General features: G+C 60.0%; 16 protein-coding genes. 6 read left to right on the top strand and 10 right to left on the bottom strand.

Annotation, left to right across the window (positions count from 1 at the left end; translation table 11 throughout):
* Nucleotides 1-33: 33 nt before the first annotated feature.
* From fis to gcbA, 10 genes are all read right to left on the bottom strand, one after another.
* Nucleotides 34-354: a DNA-binding transcriptional regulator Fis gene (fis, locus tag ACIQU2_RS15760; RefSeq protein WP_007907419.1), complete on the bottom strand. Its 321-nt coding sequence runs from the start codon at nucleotides 352-354 to the stop codon at nucleotides 34-36.
* Nucleotides 351-1,361 (bottom strand): tRNA dihydrouridine synthase DusB, encoded by a 1,011-nt coding sequence (gene dusB / locus ACIQU2_RS15765; protein WP_008153758.1) that lies wholly within the window; start codon nucleotides 1,359-1,361, stop codon nucleotides 351-353. The genes fis and dusB overlap by 4 nt, the downstream gene beginning before the upstream one ends.
* A gap of 185 nt (nucleotides 1,362-1,546) precedes the next feature.
* The gene (locus tag ACIQU2_RS15770; RefSeq protein ID WP_403142325.1) at nucleotides 1,547-2,755 is read right to left on the bottom strand and encodes a DUF3426 domain-containing protein; all 1,209 of its coding nucleotides are present in this window, start codon (nucleotides 2,753-2,755) and stop codon (nucleotides 1,547-1,549) included.
* Between the two features lie 30 nt (nucleotides 2,756-2,785).
* The gene (gene prmA / locus ACIQU2_RS15775; RefSeq protein WP_403142328.1) at nucleotides 2,786-3,664 is read right to left on the bottom strand and encodes a 50S ribosomal protein L11 methyltransferase; all 879 of its coding nucleotides are present in this window, start codon (nucleotides 3,662-3,664) and stop codon (nucleotides 2,786-2,788) included.
* Nucleotides 3,665-3,965: 301 nt separating this feature from the next.
* Nucleotides 3,966-5,324, bottom strand: coding sequence for an acetyl-CoA carboxylase biotin carboxylase subunit (gene accC, locus ACIQU2_RS15780; RefSeq protein WP_347802861.1), 1,359 nt, complete (start codon nucleotides 5,322-5,324; stop codon nucleotides 3,966-3,968).
* Between the two features lie 17 nt (nucleotides 5,325-5,341).
* Entirely contained in the window at nucleotides 5,342-5,803 is a 462-nt protein-coding gene (accB, locus tag ACIQU2_RS15785; RefSeq protein WP_347802862.1) for an acetyl-CoA carboxylase biotin carboxyl carrier protein, read from the bottom strand.
* Between the two features lie 48 nt (nucleotides 5,804-5,851).
* The gene (gene aroQ, locus ACIQU2_RS15790; protein ID WP_017336343.1) at nucleotides 5,852-6,304 is read right to left on the bottom strand and encodes a type II 3-dehydroquinate dehydratase; all 453 of its coding nucleotides are present in this window, start codon (nucleotides 6,302-6,304) and stop codon (nucleotides 5,852-5,854) included.
* Between the two features lie 131 nt (nucleotides 6,305-6,435).
* Nucleotides 6,436-8,178, bottom strand: coding sequence for a protein-disulfide reductase DsbD (locus ACIQU2_RS15795; RefSeq protein WP_403142331.1), 1,743 nt, complete (start codon nucleotides 8,176-8,178; stop codon nucleotides 6,436-6,438).
* Between the two features lie 163 nt (nucleotides 8,179-8,341).
* Entirely contained in the window at nucleotides 8,342-10,288 is a 1,947-nt protein-coding gene (locus ACIQU2_RS15800) for a methyl-accepting chemotaxis protein (protein ID WP_403142333.1), read from the bottom strand.
* A gap of 52 nt (nucleotides 10,289-10,340) precedes the next feature.
* On the bottom strand, nucleotides 10,341-12,011 hold the full coding sequence (gcbA, locus tag ACIQU2_RS15805) for a diguanylate cyclase GcbA (RefSeq protein ID WP_403142336.1): 1,671 nt from the start codon (nucleotides 12,009-12,011) through the stop codon (nucleotides 10,341-10,343).
* Between the two features lie 392 nt (nucleotides 12,012-12,403).
* Here gcbA and ACIQU2_RS15810 point away from each other — a divergent pair, with 392 nt between their 5' ends.
* The 6 genes from ACIQU2_RS15810 (at nucleotide 12,404) to ACIQU2_RS15835 (ending at nucleotide 19,137) form a co-directional block, all read left to right on the top strand.
* Entirely contained in the window at nucleotides 12,404-13,471 is a 1,068-nt protein-coding gene (locus tag ACIQU2_RS15810; protein ID WP_347802866.1) for a DUF2333 family protein, read from the top strand.
* Nucleotides 13,472-13,474: 3 nt separating this feature from the next.
* Nucleotides 13,475-14,032, top strand: coding sequence for an NUDIX hydrolase (locus tag ACIQU2_RS15815; protein WP_403142340.1), 558 nt, complete (start codon nucleotides 13,475-13,477; stop codon nucleotides 14,030-14,032).
* Nucleotides 14,033-14,296: 264 nt separating this feature from the next.
* Entirely contained in the window at nucleotides 14,297-14,668 is a 372-nt protein-coding gene (locus tag ACIQU2_RS15820) for a translation initiation factor Sui1 (RefSeq protein WP_007907444.1), read from the top strand.
* A gap of 214 nt (nucleotides 14,669-14,882) precedes the next feature.
* Nucleotides 14,883-16,796: an arginine decarboxylase gene (gene speA, locus ACIQU2_RS15825; protein ID WP_283182796.1), complete on the top strand. Its 1,914-nt coding sequence runs from the start codon at nucleotides 14,883-14,885 to the stop codon at nucleotides 16,794-16,796.
* A 233-nt stretch (nucleotides 16,797-17,029) separates the two neighbouring features.
* Nucleotides 17,030-18,358: a contractile injection system protein, VgrG/Pvc8 family gene (locus tag ACIQU2_RS15830; protein ID WP_403142344.1), complete on the top strand. Its 1,329-nt coding sequence runs from the start codon at nucleotides 17,030-17,032 to the stop codon at nucleotides 18,356-18,358.
* Nucleotides 18,355-19,137 carry a DUF4123 domain-containing protein gene (locus ACIQU2_RS15835; RefSeq protein ID WP_403142347.1) on the top strand — a complete coding sequence of 261 codons (783 nt, stop codon included), beginning with the start codon at nucleotides 18,355-18,357 and terminating at the stop codon, nucleotides 19,135-19,137. Before ACIQU2_RS15830 ends, ACIQU2_RS15835 begins: the two co-directional genes overlap by 4 nt.
* Nucleotides 19,138-19,139: the final 2 nt, after the last annotated feature.

Genomic DNA, 19,139 nt, shown 5'->3' on the forward strand with positions numbered 1-19,139 from the left:
TTACGCGGGCGCCTTTCTGGTTTGATTGAATGCTTACAGCAAATCGTACTGCTTGAGCTTCTTGCGCAGCGTGCCTCGGTTCAGTCCGAGCAGCTCGCTGGCCTTGGTCTGGTTGCCCTTGACGTAGTTCATCACGCACTCGAGCAGGGGAGCCTCGACTTCGGAGAGCACCAGGTTGTACACATCCGTGACGGCAGCGCCCTCAAGGTGGGCGAAATAATTGTGCAGCGCCTTCTCGACACTCCCGCGAAGGGTCTGACCTTCTTCGCTAGGCGTATTGAGGTGCTGTTTCAAATTCACGTTGTCGCTCACGGGTGTTGTTCCACTCACTAAAGTCTCGGTCATCATCGTCATGCGGCCACCTCGTCTCCGTCCCCTGTCAGGCTCTTGTAACGTTCGGCGAAGAAGCCCTGAACGTTGGCGCATTGTGCTTCCGTATCTTCCAAACGATTGAAGTGGGCGCGAAACTCCCTGGCGCCCGGCAAGGTTGCGAGATACCAGCCCACATGCTTTCGAGCAATGCGTACGCCCATGACGTCTCCATAGAAGACGTGCAGCGCAGCCAGATGCTCTAGCAGAATGCGTTCCACCTCGATCAGTTCCAGTGCCGGGAGTTTCTCGCCGGTACGCAGAAAATGATCGATCTCACGAAAAATCCATGGCCGCCCCTGGGCGGCCCGGCCTACCAGCAGGCCATCGGCACCGGTAGCATCGAGCACGTACCGGGCCTTCTCTGGCGAATCGATATCGCCGTTGGCAAAGACCGGAATCGACACGGCCTGCTTGATTGCGGCAATGGTGTCGTACTCGGCTTCGCCGGTGTACAGATCGGCACGGGTGCGGCCATGGACCGCCAACGCCGTAATGCCTGCCTGCTCGGCGATCTTCGCCACGGTCAGGCCGTTCTTGTTGTCCCGGTCCCAGCCGGTGCGGATCTTCAGGGTCACCGGCACATCAACCGCAGCCACTACGGCCTGCAGGATCTCGGTCACCAGTGCTTCATCTTTCAACAGTGCGGACCCGGCGGCCTTGTTGCAGACTTTTTTCGCCGGACAGCCCATGTTGATATCAATAATCTGTGCGCCCAGTTCGACGTTGGCCCGGGCCGCATCCGCCAGCATCTGTGCATCACCACCGGCGATCTGTACCGAGCGGGGCTCGGGATCACCTTCGTGGATCATGCGCATCCGTGATTTGCGGGTGTTCCACAAGCTCATGTCGCTGGTGACCATTTCCGAGACTACAAGTCCTGCGCCCAGTCGCTTGCACAGCTGACGAAAGGGTTGGTCTGTGACCCCCGCCATCGGGGCGAGAATCAAGCCGTTGTGCAATGTGTAAGGACCGATGCGTACCGCCGACATAGGACTTCCCTGTTGTGGGGTCGGATCATGAGAGTTCGAAAAAGGGTTGGCATGATACCCGCTCTCGATGACTGGATAAAGGCTGAATTGAACAAAATCTGAACAGTTATTCTGTTATCGCCAGCGGTTTGGTATGAGCGGTCAAAGTCAGAAATATGCCGTCAAACCCGTAACACTGAACCGTTTCACTCGGGCGAATGAAAGCTCAGGCTGTAATTCACCGCTTTGGCGCCTGGATCGAGGATATCCAGTGCAATGTGGATCGGCGTTTGCGGAGGCATCTCCGCCATCCCTTCGAGATCGCCGTTGAGGTACTCGCCGGGTTTGAAGCGACGGCTGGCGATCAGGTGGCCGTTGAGGTCGGCAAAACGCAACTCCAGCAGTGGGAACGGCTGGGAGAAGGGCGCGCGGTTGTAGATGATTGCATCGACCACCAGTGCACCGCTGAAGTCCGGGTGGCTGCGGACCACCAGGTTGCTGCTTTTGATTTTGGCGATGTCGACTTTGGATGGCACGGTGCAGCCGATTTGCGGGCACAGTTGCTGGAACCACGGACGGTACTGGTCCTGACGCGCCAGCTCCTCGAAATGGTAGGCGATGTACTGGCCGGCGAGCGCGGCGGCGCCGAGCAGGATCAACAGCAGCCAGAAAAATCGGCGACCCCAGGGTGAGCGGCGTTTTTGCCAGTCCAGTTGCAATGGGTCATCGGTCAGGTCTTGCAGGGCTTCAGCGCGGACAGCCGGCTCACGCTTTTTGCGCACAGGTTCGATCGAGGGCAGATCGTCGTCGATATCATCGGTCGCCGACAGGCGTTCGTGATGCATCGGTGCGTCGAGTGGGTCGTGCAGGCGCAGCTGTGGCGGCAGAGACTCGTCGTCCAGTTCCACCGGTTCCAGGGACAGCGAAGGTTCGGTGCGTGAGTATTTGCTCGGATCGAGTTCCAGCTCTGGCAAGTCGGCTTCGGTGGTCTGCGCACGATCGGCAGCCGATTCGCTGAACAGGCTGTCGGGCCACGGCGCTTCTGCGTGCTCGACGGTATCCCGGCTGGCACTCAGGTTGTCTTCGCGCTGTCGGCCGAATTCCGTGGTCGGCTGGATCTCCCGTTGTTCGAGGCGGGCGAGCTCTTCGTCCAGGTCCAGACTGTCCAGATCCAGCTCGGCCGCGGTCCATTGCTTTTGGCTGATGGCTCGCGGCTCCGGTGGTTCGACGATGGCCGGGGCAGCCGGCGTGATCGCGTCTTTGCCGGCCCGTTGTTCAAGCAGCTGCTTGGCGGCGTTGAACACCTGCAAGCACGAGCCGCAACGAACCACTCCGCGGGCCACGCTCAATTGAGCATGGCTGACGCGGAAGCTGGTTTGGCAATGCGGGCACTGGGTGACGAAGCTGTCGGTCATGCGGCGATCCGGTTTATGCAGGCGCTCATTCTAGCGCCGACGGCCAGTGATGCGCACCCAGCCATCGCGATTGGCGATCGGGTCCAGATCGAAGTCCTGGGCGTAGGCCTTGGCGACTTCTTCTCCTTGCTCGGCGAGGATGCCCGACAGCGCCAGACGACCACCGGATTTGACCAGGCTGGACAATTGCGGTGCCAGGGAAACCAGCGGGCCGGCAAGAATGTTGGCCACCAGCACGTCGGCCTGAACTTGCGGCAGATCTTGCGGCAGATACAGCGGGAAGAGCTCTTCAGCGATATTGTTGCGACCGGCGTTATCGCGAGAGGCTTCCAGGGCTTGCACGTCGATATCGGTACCCACGGCTTCCTTGGCGCCCAGCAGCAGGGCGGCAATCGCCAGAATCCCCGAGCCGCAGCCGAAGTCCAATACGTTGCAGTCCTTCAGGTCCTGGCCGTCGAGCCATTCCAGGCACAGCGCGGTAGTCGGGTGAGTGCCGGTGCCGAATGCCAGGCCCGGATCCAGCAGCAGATTCACGGCGTCAGGCTCTGGCGCGGTGTGCCAGCTTGGAACGATCCACAGGCGCTGACCGAAACGCATCGGCTGGAAACCGTCCATCCAGCTGCGTTCCCAGTCCTGGTCTTCGATGACTTCGCTGTGATGCTCGGGTAGCGGGCTGCCGGTCAGCAACGCAAGGTGGGCCAGCACGGTGACGGCTTCGGTGCCACCTTCGAACAGGGCCAGCAGGTGCGTGTGCGACCACAGCGGCGTGGTGTTGAGTTCCGGCTCGAAGATCGGCTGATCTTCGGCGTCCATGAAGGTCACCGATACGGCGCCCACTTCAAGGAACGCGTCTTCGTAGGTTTCGGCTTGTTCTGGGCTGATGGCGAGACGGACTTGCAGCCAAGGCATGGCGGGCACCTTTGAAAAATATTAATTGCAGCCTAGCGGGCTGCGAGAAGCGCGCAAGTTTACGCGAGCGCGGAGGGTTTGTGGGAGTGGCTTGGCCTGCATCCACTGCACGGCTCCTGATTCACACCGAACCCTGTGGGAGCGAGCTTGCTCGCGATGATGGCGGCACATTCAGCAAAGACGTCGGCTGACACACCGCCATCGCGAGCAAGCTCGCTCCCACAGGGGATGTGTGCTGCTTGATGAAATGTCCAGAAACAACAAAGCCGCCCGAAGGCGGCTTTGTTGATTGGGTCGAAGCTTAGTGCTTTTCGCCAGCCAGCTTGTGTTCCAGGTAGTGGATGTTGATTCCACCTTTGCAGAAGCCTTCATCGCGGACCAGATCGCGGTGCAGCGGGATGTTGGTCTTGATCCCGTCGACAACGATTTCGTCCAGCGCATTGCGCATGCGCGCCAGGGCTTCGTCACGGGTTGCGCCGTAGGTGATCAGCTTGCCGATCAACGAATCGTAGTTCGGCGGAACGGCATAGCCACTGTACAGGTGCGAATCGACGCGAACGCCGTTGCCGCCTGGTGCGTGGAAGTGCTTGACCGTGCCTGGGCTCGGCATGAAGGTTTTCGGGTCTTCGGCGTTGATTCGGCATTCCAGTGCATGACCGCGGATAACCACGTCTTCCTGGGTGTACGACAGCTTGTTGCCAGCGGCGATGCTGAGCATCTCCTTGACGATGTCGATGCCGGTGACCATTTCCGAAACCGGGTGCTCAACCTGAACGCGGGTGTTCATTTCGATGAAATAGAACGCGCCGTTCTCGTACAGGAACTCGAAAGTACCCGCGCCACGGTAATTGATGTCGATGCAAGCCTTGACGCAGCGTGCGAGGACTTCAGCCCGTGCCTTCTCGTCGATGCCCGGTGCCGGCGCTTCTTCGAGAACTTTCTGGTGACGACGTTGCAGCGAGCAATCGCGGTCGCCCAGATGGATGGCGTGGCCCTGGCCGTCGGAAAGTACCTGAACTTCCACGTGACGTGGGTTGGTCAGGAATTTTTCCAGATAGACCATCGGGTTGCCGAACGCCGCGCCAGCTTCGGAGCGGGTCAGTTTCGCCGAGGAGATCAGGTCTTCTTCTTTATGCACAACGCGCATGCCGCGACCACCGCCGCCGCCAGCGGCTTTGATGATCACCGGGTAACCGACTTCGCGACCGATGCGCAGAGCGGTTTCTTCGTCTTCAGGCAACGGGCCGTCGGAACCCGGAACGGTTGGAACGCCCGCAGCGATCATGGCGTGCTTGGCCGATACCTTGTCGCCCATCAGGCGAATGGTGTCGGCTTTCGGGCCAATGAACGCGAAGCCGGAGTTCTCGACCTGTTCAGCGAAATCAGCGTTTTCCGCAAGGAAGCCGTAGCCTGGGTGAATGGCGGTAGCGCCGGTCACTTCGGCCGCGGCGATGATTGCCGGGATGTGCAGGTAAGAGTGCGCGGCCGAGGCCGGGCCGATGCAGACGGATTCGTCTGCCAGACCCAGGTGCATCAGCTCTTTGTCGGCCTTGGAGTAAACGGCGACAGTCTTGATGTCCATCTCTTTGCAGGCACGCAGAATCCGCAGGGCAATCTCACCGCGGTTGGCGATCAGAACTTTTTCCAACTTCGCAGTCATCAAAGTCTCTCCGCGGTTCAAACGATGGTGTACAGCGGTTGGTCATACTCAACCGGCTGGCCGTCTTCGACGAGGATAGATTCGATCACACCGCTGGTTTCAGCTTCGATGTGGTTCATCATCTTCATGGCTTCGACGATGCACAGGGTGTCGCCTTTCTTCACGGTCTGGCCGACTTCAACGAAGGACGGCGAGGATGGCGAAGATTTGCGATAGAAGGTGCCGACCATAGGCGAACGGGCAACGGTGCCGTTCAGAACTGGCGCAGCGGGAGCCGCAGGTGCCGCAGCGGCAACCGGGGCGGCAGCGACAGGCGCCGGCGCCGGCGCATGCATTGGAGCCGGTGCATAGTACTGCTGAGCCGGGGTCTTGCTGTGACGGCTGATGCGTACGGACTCTTCGCCTTCCTTGATCTCGAGCTCGTCGATGCCGGACTCTTCCAGCAGTTCGATCAGTTTCTTAACTTTACGGATATCCATGAATCATCAACTCCCAAGGGTCGGTCAGGGGCGTTTAACGCTTGTTGTTCAAGCCGTTGCCTGTCTTTCAAGCTGCTCTAGTGCGGCCTCCAGGGCCAGTCGATAACCGCTGGCGCCAAGGCCGCAGATCACTCCCACCGCTACGTCGGAGAAGTAAGAGTGATGGCGGAAAGGTTCGCGTTTGTGCACGTTAGACAAATGCACTTCGATGAATGGGATGCTCACCGCCAGCAGCGCGTCACGTAATGCGACACTTGTGTGCGTAAAAGCTGCTGGGTTGATCAGAATGAAGTCCACACCTTCGCTGCGGGCAGCGTGGATGCGGTCGATCAATTCGTACTCGGCGTTGCTTTGCAGGTGCAGCAAATGGTGGCCGGCTTCACGGGCACGGCGTTCCAGGTCCTGGTTGATCTGCGCCAGTGTCGTAGCGCCGTAGGTGCCCGGTTCACGGGTGCCGAGCATGTTCAGGTTGGGGCCGTGCAGAACCAATAGGGTCGCCATCTGCTGTTCCTTGTTATCTGTGTGCAATTGTCAGAACCCGGCGACTATGCCGCAAAGCCTTTGTGACTGTCCAGTTCTATGCAATAGCCAGCACGATGGCCGATGTTTGCGCGAAATATGTGACCGGGTTATTAAATCCGGTCATTTGCTTTCGCAACACGTTCGGCGAAGTCGGTGGCGTTGATCTCGCCGATCACTCGCACATCGGTGTGTTCGACGCCGTCCTTGCCGAATAACATCAGCGCTGGCGGGCCAAACAATTTGTAGCGGTCAAGCAAGGCGCGTTGCTCGGCGTTGCTGGCGGTGATGTCGAAGCGGATCAGTCGATAGCCTTTGAGGCGTTCGACGACCCTGGCGTCGTTGAGCACTTTATGCTCGATGACTTTGCAGCTGATGCACCAGTCGGCGTACCAGTCGAGCAGCAGCGGGGTGCCCGATGATTTGGCTTCGGCGAGGACGCGGTCCAGGTCTGCCGGGGTGCTGACGGTTTGCCAGGCGCTGGTGTTTTGCGGTTGCTCATTGCCGGCAACCGTGCGCGGCTGGCCAATCGGCTTGAGCGGGTCGGTCTGGCCGCTGAACGCTCCGTACCAACACGCCAGCGCATAAAACAGCAGGAACATCCCAAGCAATTGGACCAGGCGTTTTCTCGGCGGTTTGTAGACGAACTCCAGCGCGCCCATGAACAACCCGACGCCACCGGCCAGCAAGCCGATCAGCAGCAACGTGATCTGGCCCGGCAGTACTCGACTGAGCAGACCGATTGCCAGCCCCAGCAACAAAACGCCAATCGCGTTTTTTACATAGATCAGCCAGGGTCCGCTTTTCGGCAGCCAGGCGGCGCCACCAGTGGCGACCAGCAACAGCGGTGCACCCATGCCAAGGCCGAGCATGAACAATTTCAGACCGCCGCCCAATGCATCGCCACTGGCGCTGATGTACAGCAGCGCGCCGGCCAGCGGAGCCGAGACGCAGGGCGACACCAACAGGCTGGAAACCACGCCGAGCACGGCGGCGCCCCACAACGAACCGCCTTTGGTGCGACCGGCGATCCGATCCAGCCGACTGCTGATAGCGTGAGGCAGCTTGAGTTCGAAGACGCCAAACATCGCCAAGGCAAACAGCGCAAAAAACATCGCAAACGGCACCAGCACCCACGCCGATTGCAGCCGCGCCTGAAGGTTGAGTTGTGCGCCGAACATCCCCATCAACGCGCCGAGCAGGGCGAAGCAGGCGGCCATTGGCAGCACGTAGGCCAAAGATAGATTGAAGCCGCGTAACCCCCCCGCCTGACCACGCAACACCACGCCGGACAGAATCGGCAGCATCGGCAGCACGCACGGTGTGAACGTCAGGCCCAGGCCTGCGAGGAAGAACAGCGCCAGTTCGCGCCAGCTCCAGGTCGGGGGCGCGCCTGTGCGGCCATCAATACTCAGGCGCTCTGTTTCTGGTGGATAGCACAGGCCTTTGTCGGCGCAACCCTGATACGTAACCACCAGGGTGAAGGCGCGTTGATCGGTGCGTGGCAGTTCGACTTCGAGAATGCCGTGATAGACCTCGACATCACCGAAATACTCATCGTGCTTCTGTTCGCCCTTGGGCAGTTGCGCGGCGCCCAGGCCTGCATCGGCCGGGTCGGCGCGAAACTGAAAGCGGTGCCGGTAGAGGTAGTAGCCCTCGGTGGCGACGAAACGCAGCTTGATCGATTGCGGTGTGCTTTCTACCAGGCTCAGCTGAAAGGCTTCACGCACCGGCAGAAAGTCGGCGCTGTTGTTGATCGAGCCCAACGTCGAGCTGGGCCGACTGTCCAGCAAACCGGCGGCGGCGGTGGCCGGCAGGGCGAGCACTAAAAACAACAGGCAGAGCAAACGGCGCATGACAATCTCGCGTATCGAAAGTGAAGGCATGATAGCGGACAGCGGTCGGGTGTGCAGGGCGGGGAGTCTTGCGGTGATTGTAATGACGCCTTCGCGAGCAGGCTCGCTCCCACAATGGGATGCGTACCCCAGTGGGAGCGAGCCTGCTCGCGACGGCGATCTTTCAGACGCGGAAGGCCTGGACGGCGGTATGCAAGCGCCCACCCAACACCAACAAATTCTCCCCTTGTACGCGCCCTTCACCAATGCGCAGCAAGTTATCCCCACCCAATTGGTGAATCCGCTCACTGTGATCGCGGATTTCGCTGACGGCGCCACTCTGCTGAGCGGTGACATCAGCGATGCGTACGGCGGTGTCGGAAATGGTCTGGATCGCGCCGACGATTTTATCCAGCGCACCGTCGGCGGCCTGGGCCTGATTGGCAGTGGCTTCGGCGTGTTCGACCTGGACGCGCATGCCTTCCACCGATTGTCGCGCCGCGGTTTGCAAACCGGCGATCAGGGTCTGGATTTCTGCCGTGGCGCCAGCGGTGCGTTGCGCCAGTGAGCGAACTTCTTCGGCCACCACCGCAAATCCACGGCCCATTTCCCCGGCACGAGCCGCTTCGATCGCGGCGTTCAGAGCCAGCAGGTTGGTCTGGTCGGCAATCGAGCGGATCACTGTCAGCACGCCGCCAATGGTTGCCGACTCCTCGGCCAGGTGTTCGATCATTTGCGCGTTGCCTTGCACTTCGCCGACCAGCGCGTGCAGCCCGGTGAGGCTCAAGCCGATGACTTTCTGGCCGTGCTCCACCGCCAGCCCGGCATGGCGGCTGGCGTTGGCCGCCTGGCTGGCATCGCCGGCAACCTGTTGAATGGTCGCTTCCAGTTCGCCAAGAGAATCACGGATCAGCGCCGTGTCGCCGGCCTGATGTTCGGCGCCGCTGTGCAGGTCATTACTCAACTCGGCCAGCGTTCGGCTACTGCCGGCGACCTGTTCGGCGTTGAGGCGAATGGTTCCGACCAGGTCGACCAGATAGGCGCGCAAGCGATTGAGCGAAGCTTGAATGTCATGCAGTTCGCGATTGGTTTTACCCAGTTGAATGTCCCGGCTGAAGTCGCCCTCGGCCCAGGTCGAAAGGGCCGGGGCGAGGTTGGTCAGCGTCCGGGCCAGTTTCCGTTGCAAGGTGTCGATCAGCAAAGCAATCAGCAGAATCAGGCCAATCATCACGCCTTGCATCAGCCGCACTTCGCCCTGGATCTGCCCGTGCTGGGCGCGAACCACCGGTTCCAGTCCGGCGATGGCCTGCTGCACGGCGGCGATTTTCAGGTGAGTGGCGGCGCTGAGGTCGGTGCGTTTCTGGATCTGCTCGCGTGTGCGCGCCAGTTCGGCCGGGTAGCGAGTGAGGAGGCTGTTCAGTTCACGCTTGAGGCCGACGCCAGCATCCTCGGCAACGGCTTTTTCAGTGTTCTCCAGGCCCATCATCGCCGCGAAATCATCCGTGTTCGATTCACTTTTGCTCGTCACGCCCAGCAGCGGCAAGGCGTCCAGCAGCTCAGCCTGGGTGCGGATGTTGCTGACTTCACGCTCGACATCGGCGGCCAATTCGCTGCGGCCGCTGCTGACCAGTTTGTCTCGGGCCAGAGACAATTTGCCCAAGTGCTGGGAGGCGGCGAGCAACGGCGTCAGATACGCCGCGTTAGCGCTGGCGTACTGGCTGAGCTGATCGAGGCTGGCGCCGAGTTCGCGTTCGGCCTGAAGCAGCAGCGCTTGCGGATCGCCCGCGAGTTTGCCGGCGGCCAGCAGGTCGGTTTTGCTGAATTCTTCGAGGTTCGACAGGCTCGGGCGCAAGGTGTCGGCCAAGGCCGGCGGCAACTCGCCGAGTTCCTTTTGCACACCGTCGATAGCCTGGCTGGCGCTGCTCAGGCGCAGGGCATCGCCGCTGGCGAGGTAGTCGTCGATGTTGCGCGCGACTTCATTTTGAAATTGCTGGGACAAGCCCAAGTAACGCTCCATCAAAAGATAGGGGCGCTCCAGGGCCTTTTGCGACCACCACAGTGTGGCGCCAAGGGCCACGCACACGGCGACTAAAAGGAGGGTGTTGAGATTGGTCAGCAGCTTCAGGCGCATCGCGGGTCTACCAGCGGCAGAATGGTAAGCGCCTGAATTTATTGCGTTTGTGTTACAGGGTTATGACCGAATCGGTCGATTCCGATGAAAAAGTGGCACTTTGCTTTGACGTCCGCGCAGCTTGCACGCGGTTGCGTCCGGCGTCTTTTGCGCGGTACAGCGCTTCGTCTGCCTGGCTTGCCATCATCAGGCTGTCGGAGTTTTCACACAGTTCCACCACGCCGGCGCTGAACGTGCACCAGAGGTCCTGCGGCTGAGCCGGGTAGTGAATCTCGGCAAAACGTCGACGGATTTCGTCGAGCACTTTATGGGCCGATTCGAGATCGGTGTCCGGCATGACGATCGCGAACTCTTCACCGCCGTAACGGCCGATGAAATCGGTCTTGCGCAAGCGTTGCTTGAGAAACAGCGCCAGGCTCTTGATCACCCGATCGCCCATGGGGTGGCCGTGGCTATCGTTGACCCGTTTGAAGTGGTCGATGTCAAGCATCGCAAAGCTCAGCGGCTTGTTTTCGCGGCGGGCGCGGAAGCTGCAGTCTTCGAGCAATTGCAGAATGTGCGTGTGGTTGTACAGCCCGGTGAGGCTGTCGCGGACCATCCGCGCTTTCAGATTGCGTGCTCGCGCTGCGCGGTTGCGCACGGTGGTGATCAGGTGCCGGGGCTTGATCGGTTTGGTCAGGAAGTCGTCGCCGCCCTCGCTCATGGCGTCGAGCTGTTTGTCCAGATCGTCTTCGGCCGACAGGTAAATGATCGGCACGCTGACGTAACGGTCGTTGTGGCGGATCACTTTGGCCAGCTCAGTACCGGTACAGGCCGGCATGTACATGTCGAGGATGATCAGGTCTGGCTGGAAATCCGCGAGTTCGGCCATGGCCTGGATCGGCTCGATCAAGGTCCGCGTGACGATCCCGGCGCTATTGAGCAGGCGCTCGGTGTGCAAGGCCTGGGCGCGGGAATCGTCGATGATCAGCACTTTATAAGGTTCGTACTGGGCGACGCAGGTCAGGACTTCGATTTTCTCCAGCAGGTTCGAGGCTTCGAGGGTGCCAGTCAGGAATTCCTGGCCACCGGCACGCACGGCGGCGAGGCGGGTCGGGGTGTCGGTTTCGTGCAGGCTGAAGAACAACAGCGGCAATTGATGATCGAGGCCTTCCTGGGCTTCGGCAGCCAGTTTCAGGCCGATGCCGGCGCCACTGAAGTCCACGTCCATGACGATCGCCGCAGGCAAGCGCTCGATCATCGAAGAGCGGAACGCCGCAACGCTGTCGAGGGCTTGAGCGCTGAGCCCGAAAAATTCCAGCTGCTTGGCCAGACGCTCGGCGCGGTCGTAATCCTGCAGCATCACGTAGATCGGCTTGCGCAGCGGCGGCAGAAAGGTCTGGTCCAACTGATCGCCGTGGCGCAAGCCGGTGCGTGACAGGCGCTGCATCAAACGATTGAGGTCAGTGATCAGCCCGCTGCTCAGGCGTCCGCGATTGGCGTCGACAGCCTCCAGCGACTGACCGATGTAGCGCGCCAGCTGGGTGTGTTCAGGTTGCTCGAAGCGCTCGGCGAAACGCAGCAGGCGCAGGTTGGCCTCGCTCAGTTCCGATAAGTCGGTGGTGGACCACTCGCTGCGTTGCAGGCGCTGCCATATCTCAAGAATTTGACGTGCCTGATGAATTACCCGCTGGGCAAAGTGGTGCTTGAGGCGCTCACGGCTGGGGTCTTCTGGCTCGGTCATATCCTGACTACTAGTTAGGGTGCATGCTGAGATCGACTGGTGGCTCTATGCTAGCACCTCTTTTCCATCGCATTAGTGTTGTGTGTCAATAATCTGCAAAGCAGCATCATTCAGTTTCTGACTGGCTGGTCGGATACGCTCGTGTAACAGCTGGCGTAGCCTGCGTTCGGCTGCGCAGCAGTCGTGAAATCAGGCGGTGCGGTTTTTCAGAAGGCCCTCGCACTCAGGTTTTACGACTGCTGCGCAGCCGAACGCAGGCTACGCTAGCTGCTACAAAGGTGTGTGCTTCATTTATAGTGGCGCCTCGACCAGATTAATGCGCGGAAAACGAGGCACGATGGCGTAGGGTTGTGGTCGAACCGATGAACTCAAGTGATTGAAAGGATATCGCCATGCTGGACTGGAAGAACCGCGCGGGCAGCGCCCCTGAACGTGCCGCTGAACCGAAATCGGCCACCCGTAGTTACTTGGGTGGCTTGTTGTTCAGCCGGGCACTGGCCACTCTGATTGGCCTTTACTTGCTGGTGGCTATTGCGCTGGGCTGGTACTGGAGCCAGGAACCTGCGCTGTTCCCGGTTCAGCAGAATGCGCAGATGGCCGCCGAGAAAGAAGGCAAGCAAATGGTCATCGGCTACACCACGGTCGAAACCCTCAAGACCGTCGCCGGTACTTTGCTGACCAAACCGGGTGGCTATATTTCCAACGACCGTTTCCCGCCGGGGCTGTGGATGGATAACACGCCGAGCTGGGAATATGGCGTACTGGTCCAGGTCCGCGACTTGACGCGTGCCTTGCGTAAAGACTTTGCCCGCTCGCAATCGCAATCTGCCGAAGACTCCGATCTGGCCAAGGCCGAGCCGCGTTTCAACTTCGACAACAAAAGCTGGGTGCTGCCATCCAGTGAGTCCGAGTACCAGGAAGGCATGAAATCCCTGAGCCGTTATCAGGCGCGCCTGTCCGATCCGTCGCAGAAAAACGCGCTGTTCTACGCCCGCGCCGACAACCTGAACAACTGGCTGGGCGATGTGGGTACTCGTCTGGGTTCACTGTCGCAACGTCTGTCGGCCAGCGTTGGCCGGGTCAAACTCAACACTGCGCTGAAAACCGAAGTCGTCGCCCCGGGTCAGGTGCCGCAGGTCGACGAAGAAATCGTCGAAACCCCGTGGATGCAGATCGACAATGTGTTCTACGAAGCCCGCGGTCAGGCCTGGGCCTTGTCCCATCTGCTGCGCGCCATCGAAGTCGACTTCGCCGATGTGCTGGCCAAGAAGAACGCCACGGTCAGTGTGCGTCAGATCATTCGTGAGCTGGAAGCCTCGCAGGAACCGGTCTGGAGTCCGATGATCCTTAATGGCAGCGGTTTCGGGGTGCTGGCCAACCACTCGCTGGTCATGGCCAACTACATCTCCCGGGCCAACGCCGCAGTGATCGATTTGCGTCAATTGCTCAATCAGGGCTGAGTCATGGTCGATAGCGCCAGAGAGGTCGCGCACCGCGCGGCCTCGGATGCCGAACAGATCGCCTGGGTTGACGAGCAGGACAACCTGCTCGGCGCCCTGGTCCGCTCCGACCTGCGTGAACGTGGGCTGATCGGGCGTGGCACTTACATCATGCTGTTCAATTCCGTCGGTGAACTCTGCGTGCATCGACGCACGCTGAGCAAAGCCATTTATCCAGGTTTCTGGGACGTGGCGGCGGGGGGCATGGTGCTAGCGACCGAAACCTACGCCGAATCGGCTGCCCGCGAGCTGGAAGAAGAGCTGGGCGTGAGCGGCGTGGAACTGACCGCCCATGATCACTTTTTCTTCGAAGACACCGGTAATCGGCTCTGGTGTTCGGCGTTTTCGGCGGTGTGGGACGGTCCATTGATCCTGCAACCCGAAGAAGTCCTTGAAGCGCGCTTTATTCCCGTTGATCAAGTCCTGCTGGAAATCCAGCAAAAGCCTTATTGCCCGGACTCTCTGGCCGCGTTGAAGCGGTATCTTTGTTCTCGGGCGAATGACGTCGCAAAAGAGGCATAAATTGGCGCCGATTGGCTCTTAGCAATCGGCGTTTTTGCCGTTACACTGCGCGACCTTGTTGGAGCTGACGAGTGCAACGAGGCTGCGATCTTTTGACTTTGCCGTTGAACCAAGATCAAAAGATCGCAGCCTCGTTGCACTCGTCAGCTCCTACACAGGGTTTTCCGTTTCAGTAGCGCTGCCCCTGCCTGAGTGGGGCTTCGCGGTCGATGGCACTTGCCGAAGTTGCCGCGACCAGTCTTTGTCCTCCCAAGAGGATTGCCGGTGGCCAAAAAAGCCGCATCCTTCGCCGCCCTTGGTGGCCTGGTATTTTCCACCGACGCAGGTCGTCATTGCCCGGATTGCAGTCAACCGGTGGATGCCTGCATCTGCAAACAGACCGTTATCCCGGCCGGCGACGGCATTGCTCGCGTGCGTCGCGAAAGCAAGGGGCGTGGCGGCAAGACGGTGACTACCATCACCGGCGTGCCGTTGGCCGAAGACGCACTCAAGGACCTGGCGACCACGTTGAAGAAACGTTGCGGGACCGGTGGTGCGTTGAAAGACGGAATCATTGAAATCCAGGGCGATCATGTCGAGCTACTCTTGGCCGAGCTGATCAAACACGGTTTCAAAGCGAAGAAGTCCGGCGGCTAGCAGCCTCTGTGAAAACCACCCTCGGCTTGATCCAGTCCTGACAGCAGGTCTGGCGTCGTCTACATGGTTTTCACAGAGCCTGTTCTGACCGGTTTCTAAACTCACTGCGGTCAGCGAGGTCTATCCCCTCGTTGACGAACCGTCATTTTCATTCTTTAGACTGCGCCGGCCTGAACCCAGGCGACGCTCTATGACTTCTTTATAGGGGACTTCAATGTCCGTACGACGCACACGCAAAGACGATGGCAGCCAATGGACAGTTGCGGACAGCCGCAGTGTTTACGGGATTCGTCATTGGGGGGCCGGGTACTTCGCGATCAATGACGCCGGTCGCGTCGAAGTTCGTCCGAACGGTCCGACCAGTTCGCCTATCGACCTGTTCGAGCAAGTTGACCAGCTGCGCAAAAGCGGCCTGTCCTTGCCGTTGCTGGTGCGTTTCCCTGACATTCTGCAAGACCGCGTGCGACAGCTGACTGGCGCCTTCGACGCCAACATCGAGCGTCTGGAATACCAGAGCAAGTACACCGCGCTGTACCCGATCAAGGTTAACCAGCAAGAAGCGGTGATCGAGAACATCATTGCGACCCAAGACGTGTCCATTGGTCTTGAAGCCGGCTCCAAGCCTGAGCTGCTGGCCGTGCTGGCCCTGGCGCCGAAGGGCGGCACCATCGTCTGCAACGGTTACAAGGACCGCGAGTTCATTCGCCTGGCGCTGATGGGTCAAAAGCTCGGCCACAACGTGTTCATCGTGATCGAGAAAGAATCCGAAGTTGAGCTGGTGATCGAAGAAGCGGCCTCGTTGAAGGTTAAGCCACAGGTAGGTCTGCGCGTGCGTCTGTCGTCCCTGGCGTCGAGCAAGTGGGCCGACACCGGTGGCGAGAAATCCAAGTTCGGTCTGTCGGCGGCGCAACTGCTGTCGGTGGTCGAGCGTTTCCGCGCGGCTGGCCTGGATCAGGGCATTCGCCTGTTGCACTTCCACATGGGCTCGCAGATCGCCAACCTGGCGGACTACCAGCACGGCTTCAAGGAAGCGATTCGTTACTACGGCGAACTGCGCAACCTCGGCCTGCCGGTGGATCACATCGACGTCGGTGGCGGTTTGGGCGTGGACTACGACGGTACGCACTCGCGTAACGCCAGCTCGATCAACTACGACATGGACGATTACGCCGGTGTTGTAGTCGGGATGCTCAAGGAATTCTGCGACGCGCAGAACCTGCCGCACCCGAACATCTTCTCCGAAAGCGGCCGTTCCCTGACTGCTCACCACGCCATGCTGGTGGTGCAAGTGACCGACGTCGAGAAACACAACGACGACGTGCCGCAGATCGACAACAAGGAAGAACTGCCGGAAACCGTGCAGTGGCTGGTTGACCTGCTGGGCCCGACCGACATCGAGATGGTCACCGAAACCTACTGGCGCGCCACGCACTACATGAGCGACATCGCGACCCAGTACGCCGATGGCAAGTTGACCCTGGCCGAGAAAGCCCTGGCCGAGCAATGCTACTTCGCGGTGTGCCGTCGCCTGCACAACTCGTTGAAGGCTCGTCAGCGTTCGCACCGTCAGGTGCTCGACGAACTCAACGACAAGCTGGCCGACAAGTACATCTGCAATTTCTCGGTATTCCAGAGCCTGCCGGACACTTGGGCCATCGGCCAGGTCCTGCCGATCCTGCCGCTGCACCGTCTCGACGAAGAGCCGCTGCGCCGTGCGGTGCTGCAAGATCTGACTTGCGACTCCGACGGCAAGATCAAGCAATACGTCGACGAGCAGAGCATCGAAACCAGCCTGCCGGTTCACGGTTTGAACGACGGTGAAGACTACCTGCTGGGTATCTTCCTGGTCGGCGCCTACCAGGAAATTCTCGGCGACATGCACAACCTGTTCGGTGACACCGACTCGGTGAACATCTATCAGAACGCTGACGGCAGCGTGTACCACGCGGGTATCGAAACCCACGACACTATCGAAGACATGCTGCGTTACGTGCACTTGTCGCCGGAAGAGTTGATGACCCACTACCGCGACAAATGCGCCAGTGCCCGCATCACCGCCGCCGAGCGTACCCAGTTCCTCGACGCTCTGCGTCTGGGGCTGACCCGTTCCTCTTACCTGTCTTCTTGAGGTAAGGCACCGCTCTCATCAGGTTGTCTGAAAATGTTCCGCACGTAGCGGAAATTTCACATGACTTGGTGAGATGCCTCTCTGATTTCAAGCGAAATGACTTACATTCTTGGCCATCCAAGCGATGTGGTCTTCTTTTCGCGTAGGTCATTTCCTAAGTTGTACTTCGGCACTCTACTCGGCCAACTCTCTCGGAGAGAATCCCCGACCGCCCCTCCTGTAGAGAATCGCCGATGTTCGATCCAGTCAACGAGCCGTCATTTCGTCTGGATGTAGAGGGTCTGCCCGACCCCTTTGAGGTCTTGGCCTTTACCGGTAGAGAAGCCATCAGCGAGCCTTTTGTGTTCGACGTGGATCTGCTGATCGATGACCCGACACTCGACCTTGCAAGCCTGCTGTACCGTCCGGCCTTTTTGCATGTCGGGCCTGCGGGAAACGGCTTCCACGGACAATTGCATGAACTCGTCCAGCGTGACCATGACTTGGCTGTCAGGCTCTGTCGCGTACGTCTGGGTCCGAAGCTGGCGTGCCTTTCCCTGCGCTTGAGCCAGCGAATTTTCAGCGCGCGCTCGGTGCCGCAAATCCTCAGTCAGGTGCTCAAGGAACACGGTATTGCCGGCAAGAATCGGCGCTTGGAGCTGAGTGGCGATTACCCGCCTCGTGATTTCTGTACGCAGTACCGGGAATCAGACCTGCAATTTATCCAGCGTCTGTGTGCTCAGGAACGGCTTCACTACCATTTCGAACACTGCGCTCTCGGACATTGCGTGGTTTTCGGTGATGGTCAGGGGCACTTTCGTTTCGGCGAGCGCGCGGTCTTCCAGGTCGAGAGCGAGCAATCGGCCGTGCGTCAGTTCAAGCTTCTGGGGTGCGCTGGGCAACGAACCGCGCAGACTGCAGAAGGTCGCACGGACCTGACGACGCTGCGCAGCGGTCAACTGATGCGGCTGTCCGGCCATCCGATCGCCGACTGGAACCATCTCTGGCTGCTGACCCATATCGAGCATCAGGGCAGCCAGGATTTAACGGCGTCCTACAGCAACCAGATCCGCGCGATTCACGGGGAGGTGCCATTTGTGTCACCTCATTCTGCAGTGAAACCCAGAATGCACAGCCTGCAACGGGCCTGGGTGGTCGACATCGATGAGTCGCGCCCCGATCCGTCCAGGCCGGTGGCCGTGCAATTTGACTGGCTCTATCAGGGCGAGGGTGCGGCGCCCAGCCACTGTTGGCTGCCGTTGGCCGCTGAACTGGGCGACGCGGCAGTCACGCAGTTGAGTGAGGGGGCCGAGGTGGTGGTGAGCTTTATCGAGGGGGATCCGGATCAGCCGCTGATTACCGGGTTTCTTCACACCCCTGCGTCCGTTGAAGACGCTGAGGAGGACAGCCCGCCGCAGACGTCCGCGGCAGATGATGTTGGGGGCTTGCTGGGGCTTCTGCAATCGAGCGAACCATTGATGCTGCTATGTCTGCTGCCCGGTGGTGGCAGTTTCAGCCATTGCACGCAGGCCCTCTGCACCTGCCGGGCGGCGATGCGGTTTGGCCAGAGCGGTGCGGCATGATCGCCGAGACCCCGCAATGGCTATTGCTGGATATACCGGGTGCGCCACAGGCGGGGGTGATGCTGCAACAGCAGTTTGCGCATGCCCGGTGGTTCTGGTTGTTCGAAGGCACTGAGTGGCATGCGTTACGTGAACACGGCCCGGCCCTGATCGACCTTCGGACTTGCCCTGCGCTGACCGGGTTGTGCGACAGCGAAGTGCCCCTGTGGCGTGGCTTGCTGTTGGCCAGCGAGGTGTCATCGTCGCAGTTGCTGGAGCATTTACGCCGCATGCTCACGGTCACGTTCGGTCTGCATCACCGAGCCTTGTTGAGTTACTACAACCCGCAAACGGCCAGTTACTTGTTCGATGCCTGCGATGCGCAGGAGCTGAGTCGCTGGCTGGGTCCTGTCAGCCATTTGCGCTGGTTCGGCGGGACGTGGGCCGACCGCGCGATCGGCAGTCAGGGCTGGCAGCAGCTGGTCAATCCGGGGCTTGCCGTCAGCCCTTTGGCGGTTGAAGAAAACCTCAGTCCTCGTCAGCAGGAAAAACTGCAAACCTGCCTGCTGGAGCAACATGCCTGGCACTGGAGCCGATCCACCGGGACTGACTACAACACGCTGTGGTCCCACGTGCAGGAAGGGCTGGCGCTGGATTTTACCGAGCGCCCGGTACTCGATGACTGGTTATGGCTACGCTTGCAGTACCCCGGCGCTTTGCCTGGGCACGCATTGCCGGGACTCACCCAGCAGGAGCGTCTCGATAGCCTGCGCAACCTGTGGCAGAACGATCAACCCTGAAT

The organism is Pseudomonas sp. NPDC098740 (assembly GCF_044760065.1).
Taxonomy (GTDB): Bacteria; Pseudomonadota; Gammaproteobacteria; order Pseudomonadales; family Pseudomonadaceae; genus Aquipseudomonas; species Aquipseudomonas rossensis.

Coding starts and splice junctions, on each gene's coding strand:
- fis (WP_007907419.1), bottom strand. CDS start 354: ATGACGATGATGACCGAGACTTTAGTGAGTGGAACAACACCCGTGAGC.
- dusB (WP_008153758.1), bottom strand. CDS start 1,361: ATGTCGGCGGTACGCATCGGTCCTTACACATTGCACAACGGCTTGATT.
- ACIQU2_RS15770 (WP_403142325.1), bottom strand. CDS start 2,755: ATGACCGACAGCTTCGTCACCCAGTGCCCGCATTGCCAAACCAGCTTC.
- prmA (WP_403142328.1), bottom strand. CDS start 3,664: ATGCCTTGGCTGCAAGTCCGTCTCGCCATCAGCCCAGAACAAGCCGAA.
- accC (WP_347802861.1), bottom strand. CDS start 5,324: ATGACTGCGAAGTTGGAAAAAGTTCTGATCGCCAACCGCGGTGAGATT.
- accB (WP_347802862.1), bottom strand. CDS start 5,803: ATGGATATCCGTAAAGTTAAGAAACTGATCGAACTGCTGGAAGAGTCC.
- aroQ (WP_017336343.1), bottom strand. CDS start 6,304: ATGGCGACCCTATTGGTTCTGCACGGCCCCAACCTGAACATGCTCGGC.
- ACIQU2_RS15795 (WP_403142331.1), bottom strand. CDS start 8,178: ATGCGCCGTTTGCTCTGCCTGTTGTTTTTAGTGCTCGCCCTGCCGGCC.
- ACIQU2_RS15800 (WP_403142333.1), bottom strand. CDS start 10,288: ATGCGCCTGAAGCTGCTGACCAATCTCAACACCCTCCTTTTAGTCGCC.
- gcbA (WP_403142336.1), bottom strand. CDS start 12,011: ATGACCGAGCCAGAAGACCCCAGCCGTGAGCGCCTCAAGCACCACTTT.
- ACIQU2_RS15810 (WP_347802866.1), top strand. CDS start 12,404: ATGCTGGACTGGAAGAACCGCGCGGGCAGCGCCCCTGAACGTGCCGCT.
- ACIQU2_RS15815 (WP_403142340.1), top strand. CDS start 13,475: ATGGTCGATAGCGCCAGAGAGGTCGCGCACCGCGCGGCCTCGGATGCC.
- speA (WP_283182796.1), top strand. CDS start 14,883: ATGTCCGTACGACGCACACGCAAAGACGATGGCAGCCAATGGACAGTT.
- ACIQU2_RS15830 (WP_403142344.1), top strand. CDS start 17,030: ATGTTCGATCCAGTCAACGAGCCGTCATTTCGTCTGGATGTAGAGGGT.
- ACIQU2_RS15835 (WP_403142347.1), top strand. CDS start 18,355: ATGATCGCCGAGACCCCGCAATGGCTATTGCTGGATATACCGGGTGCG.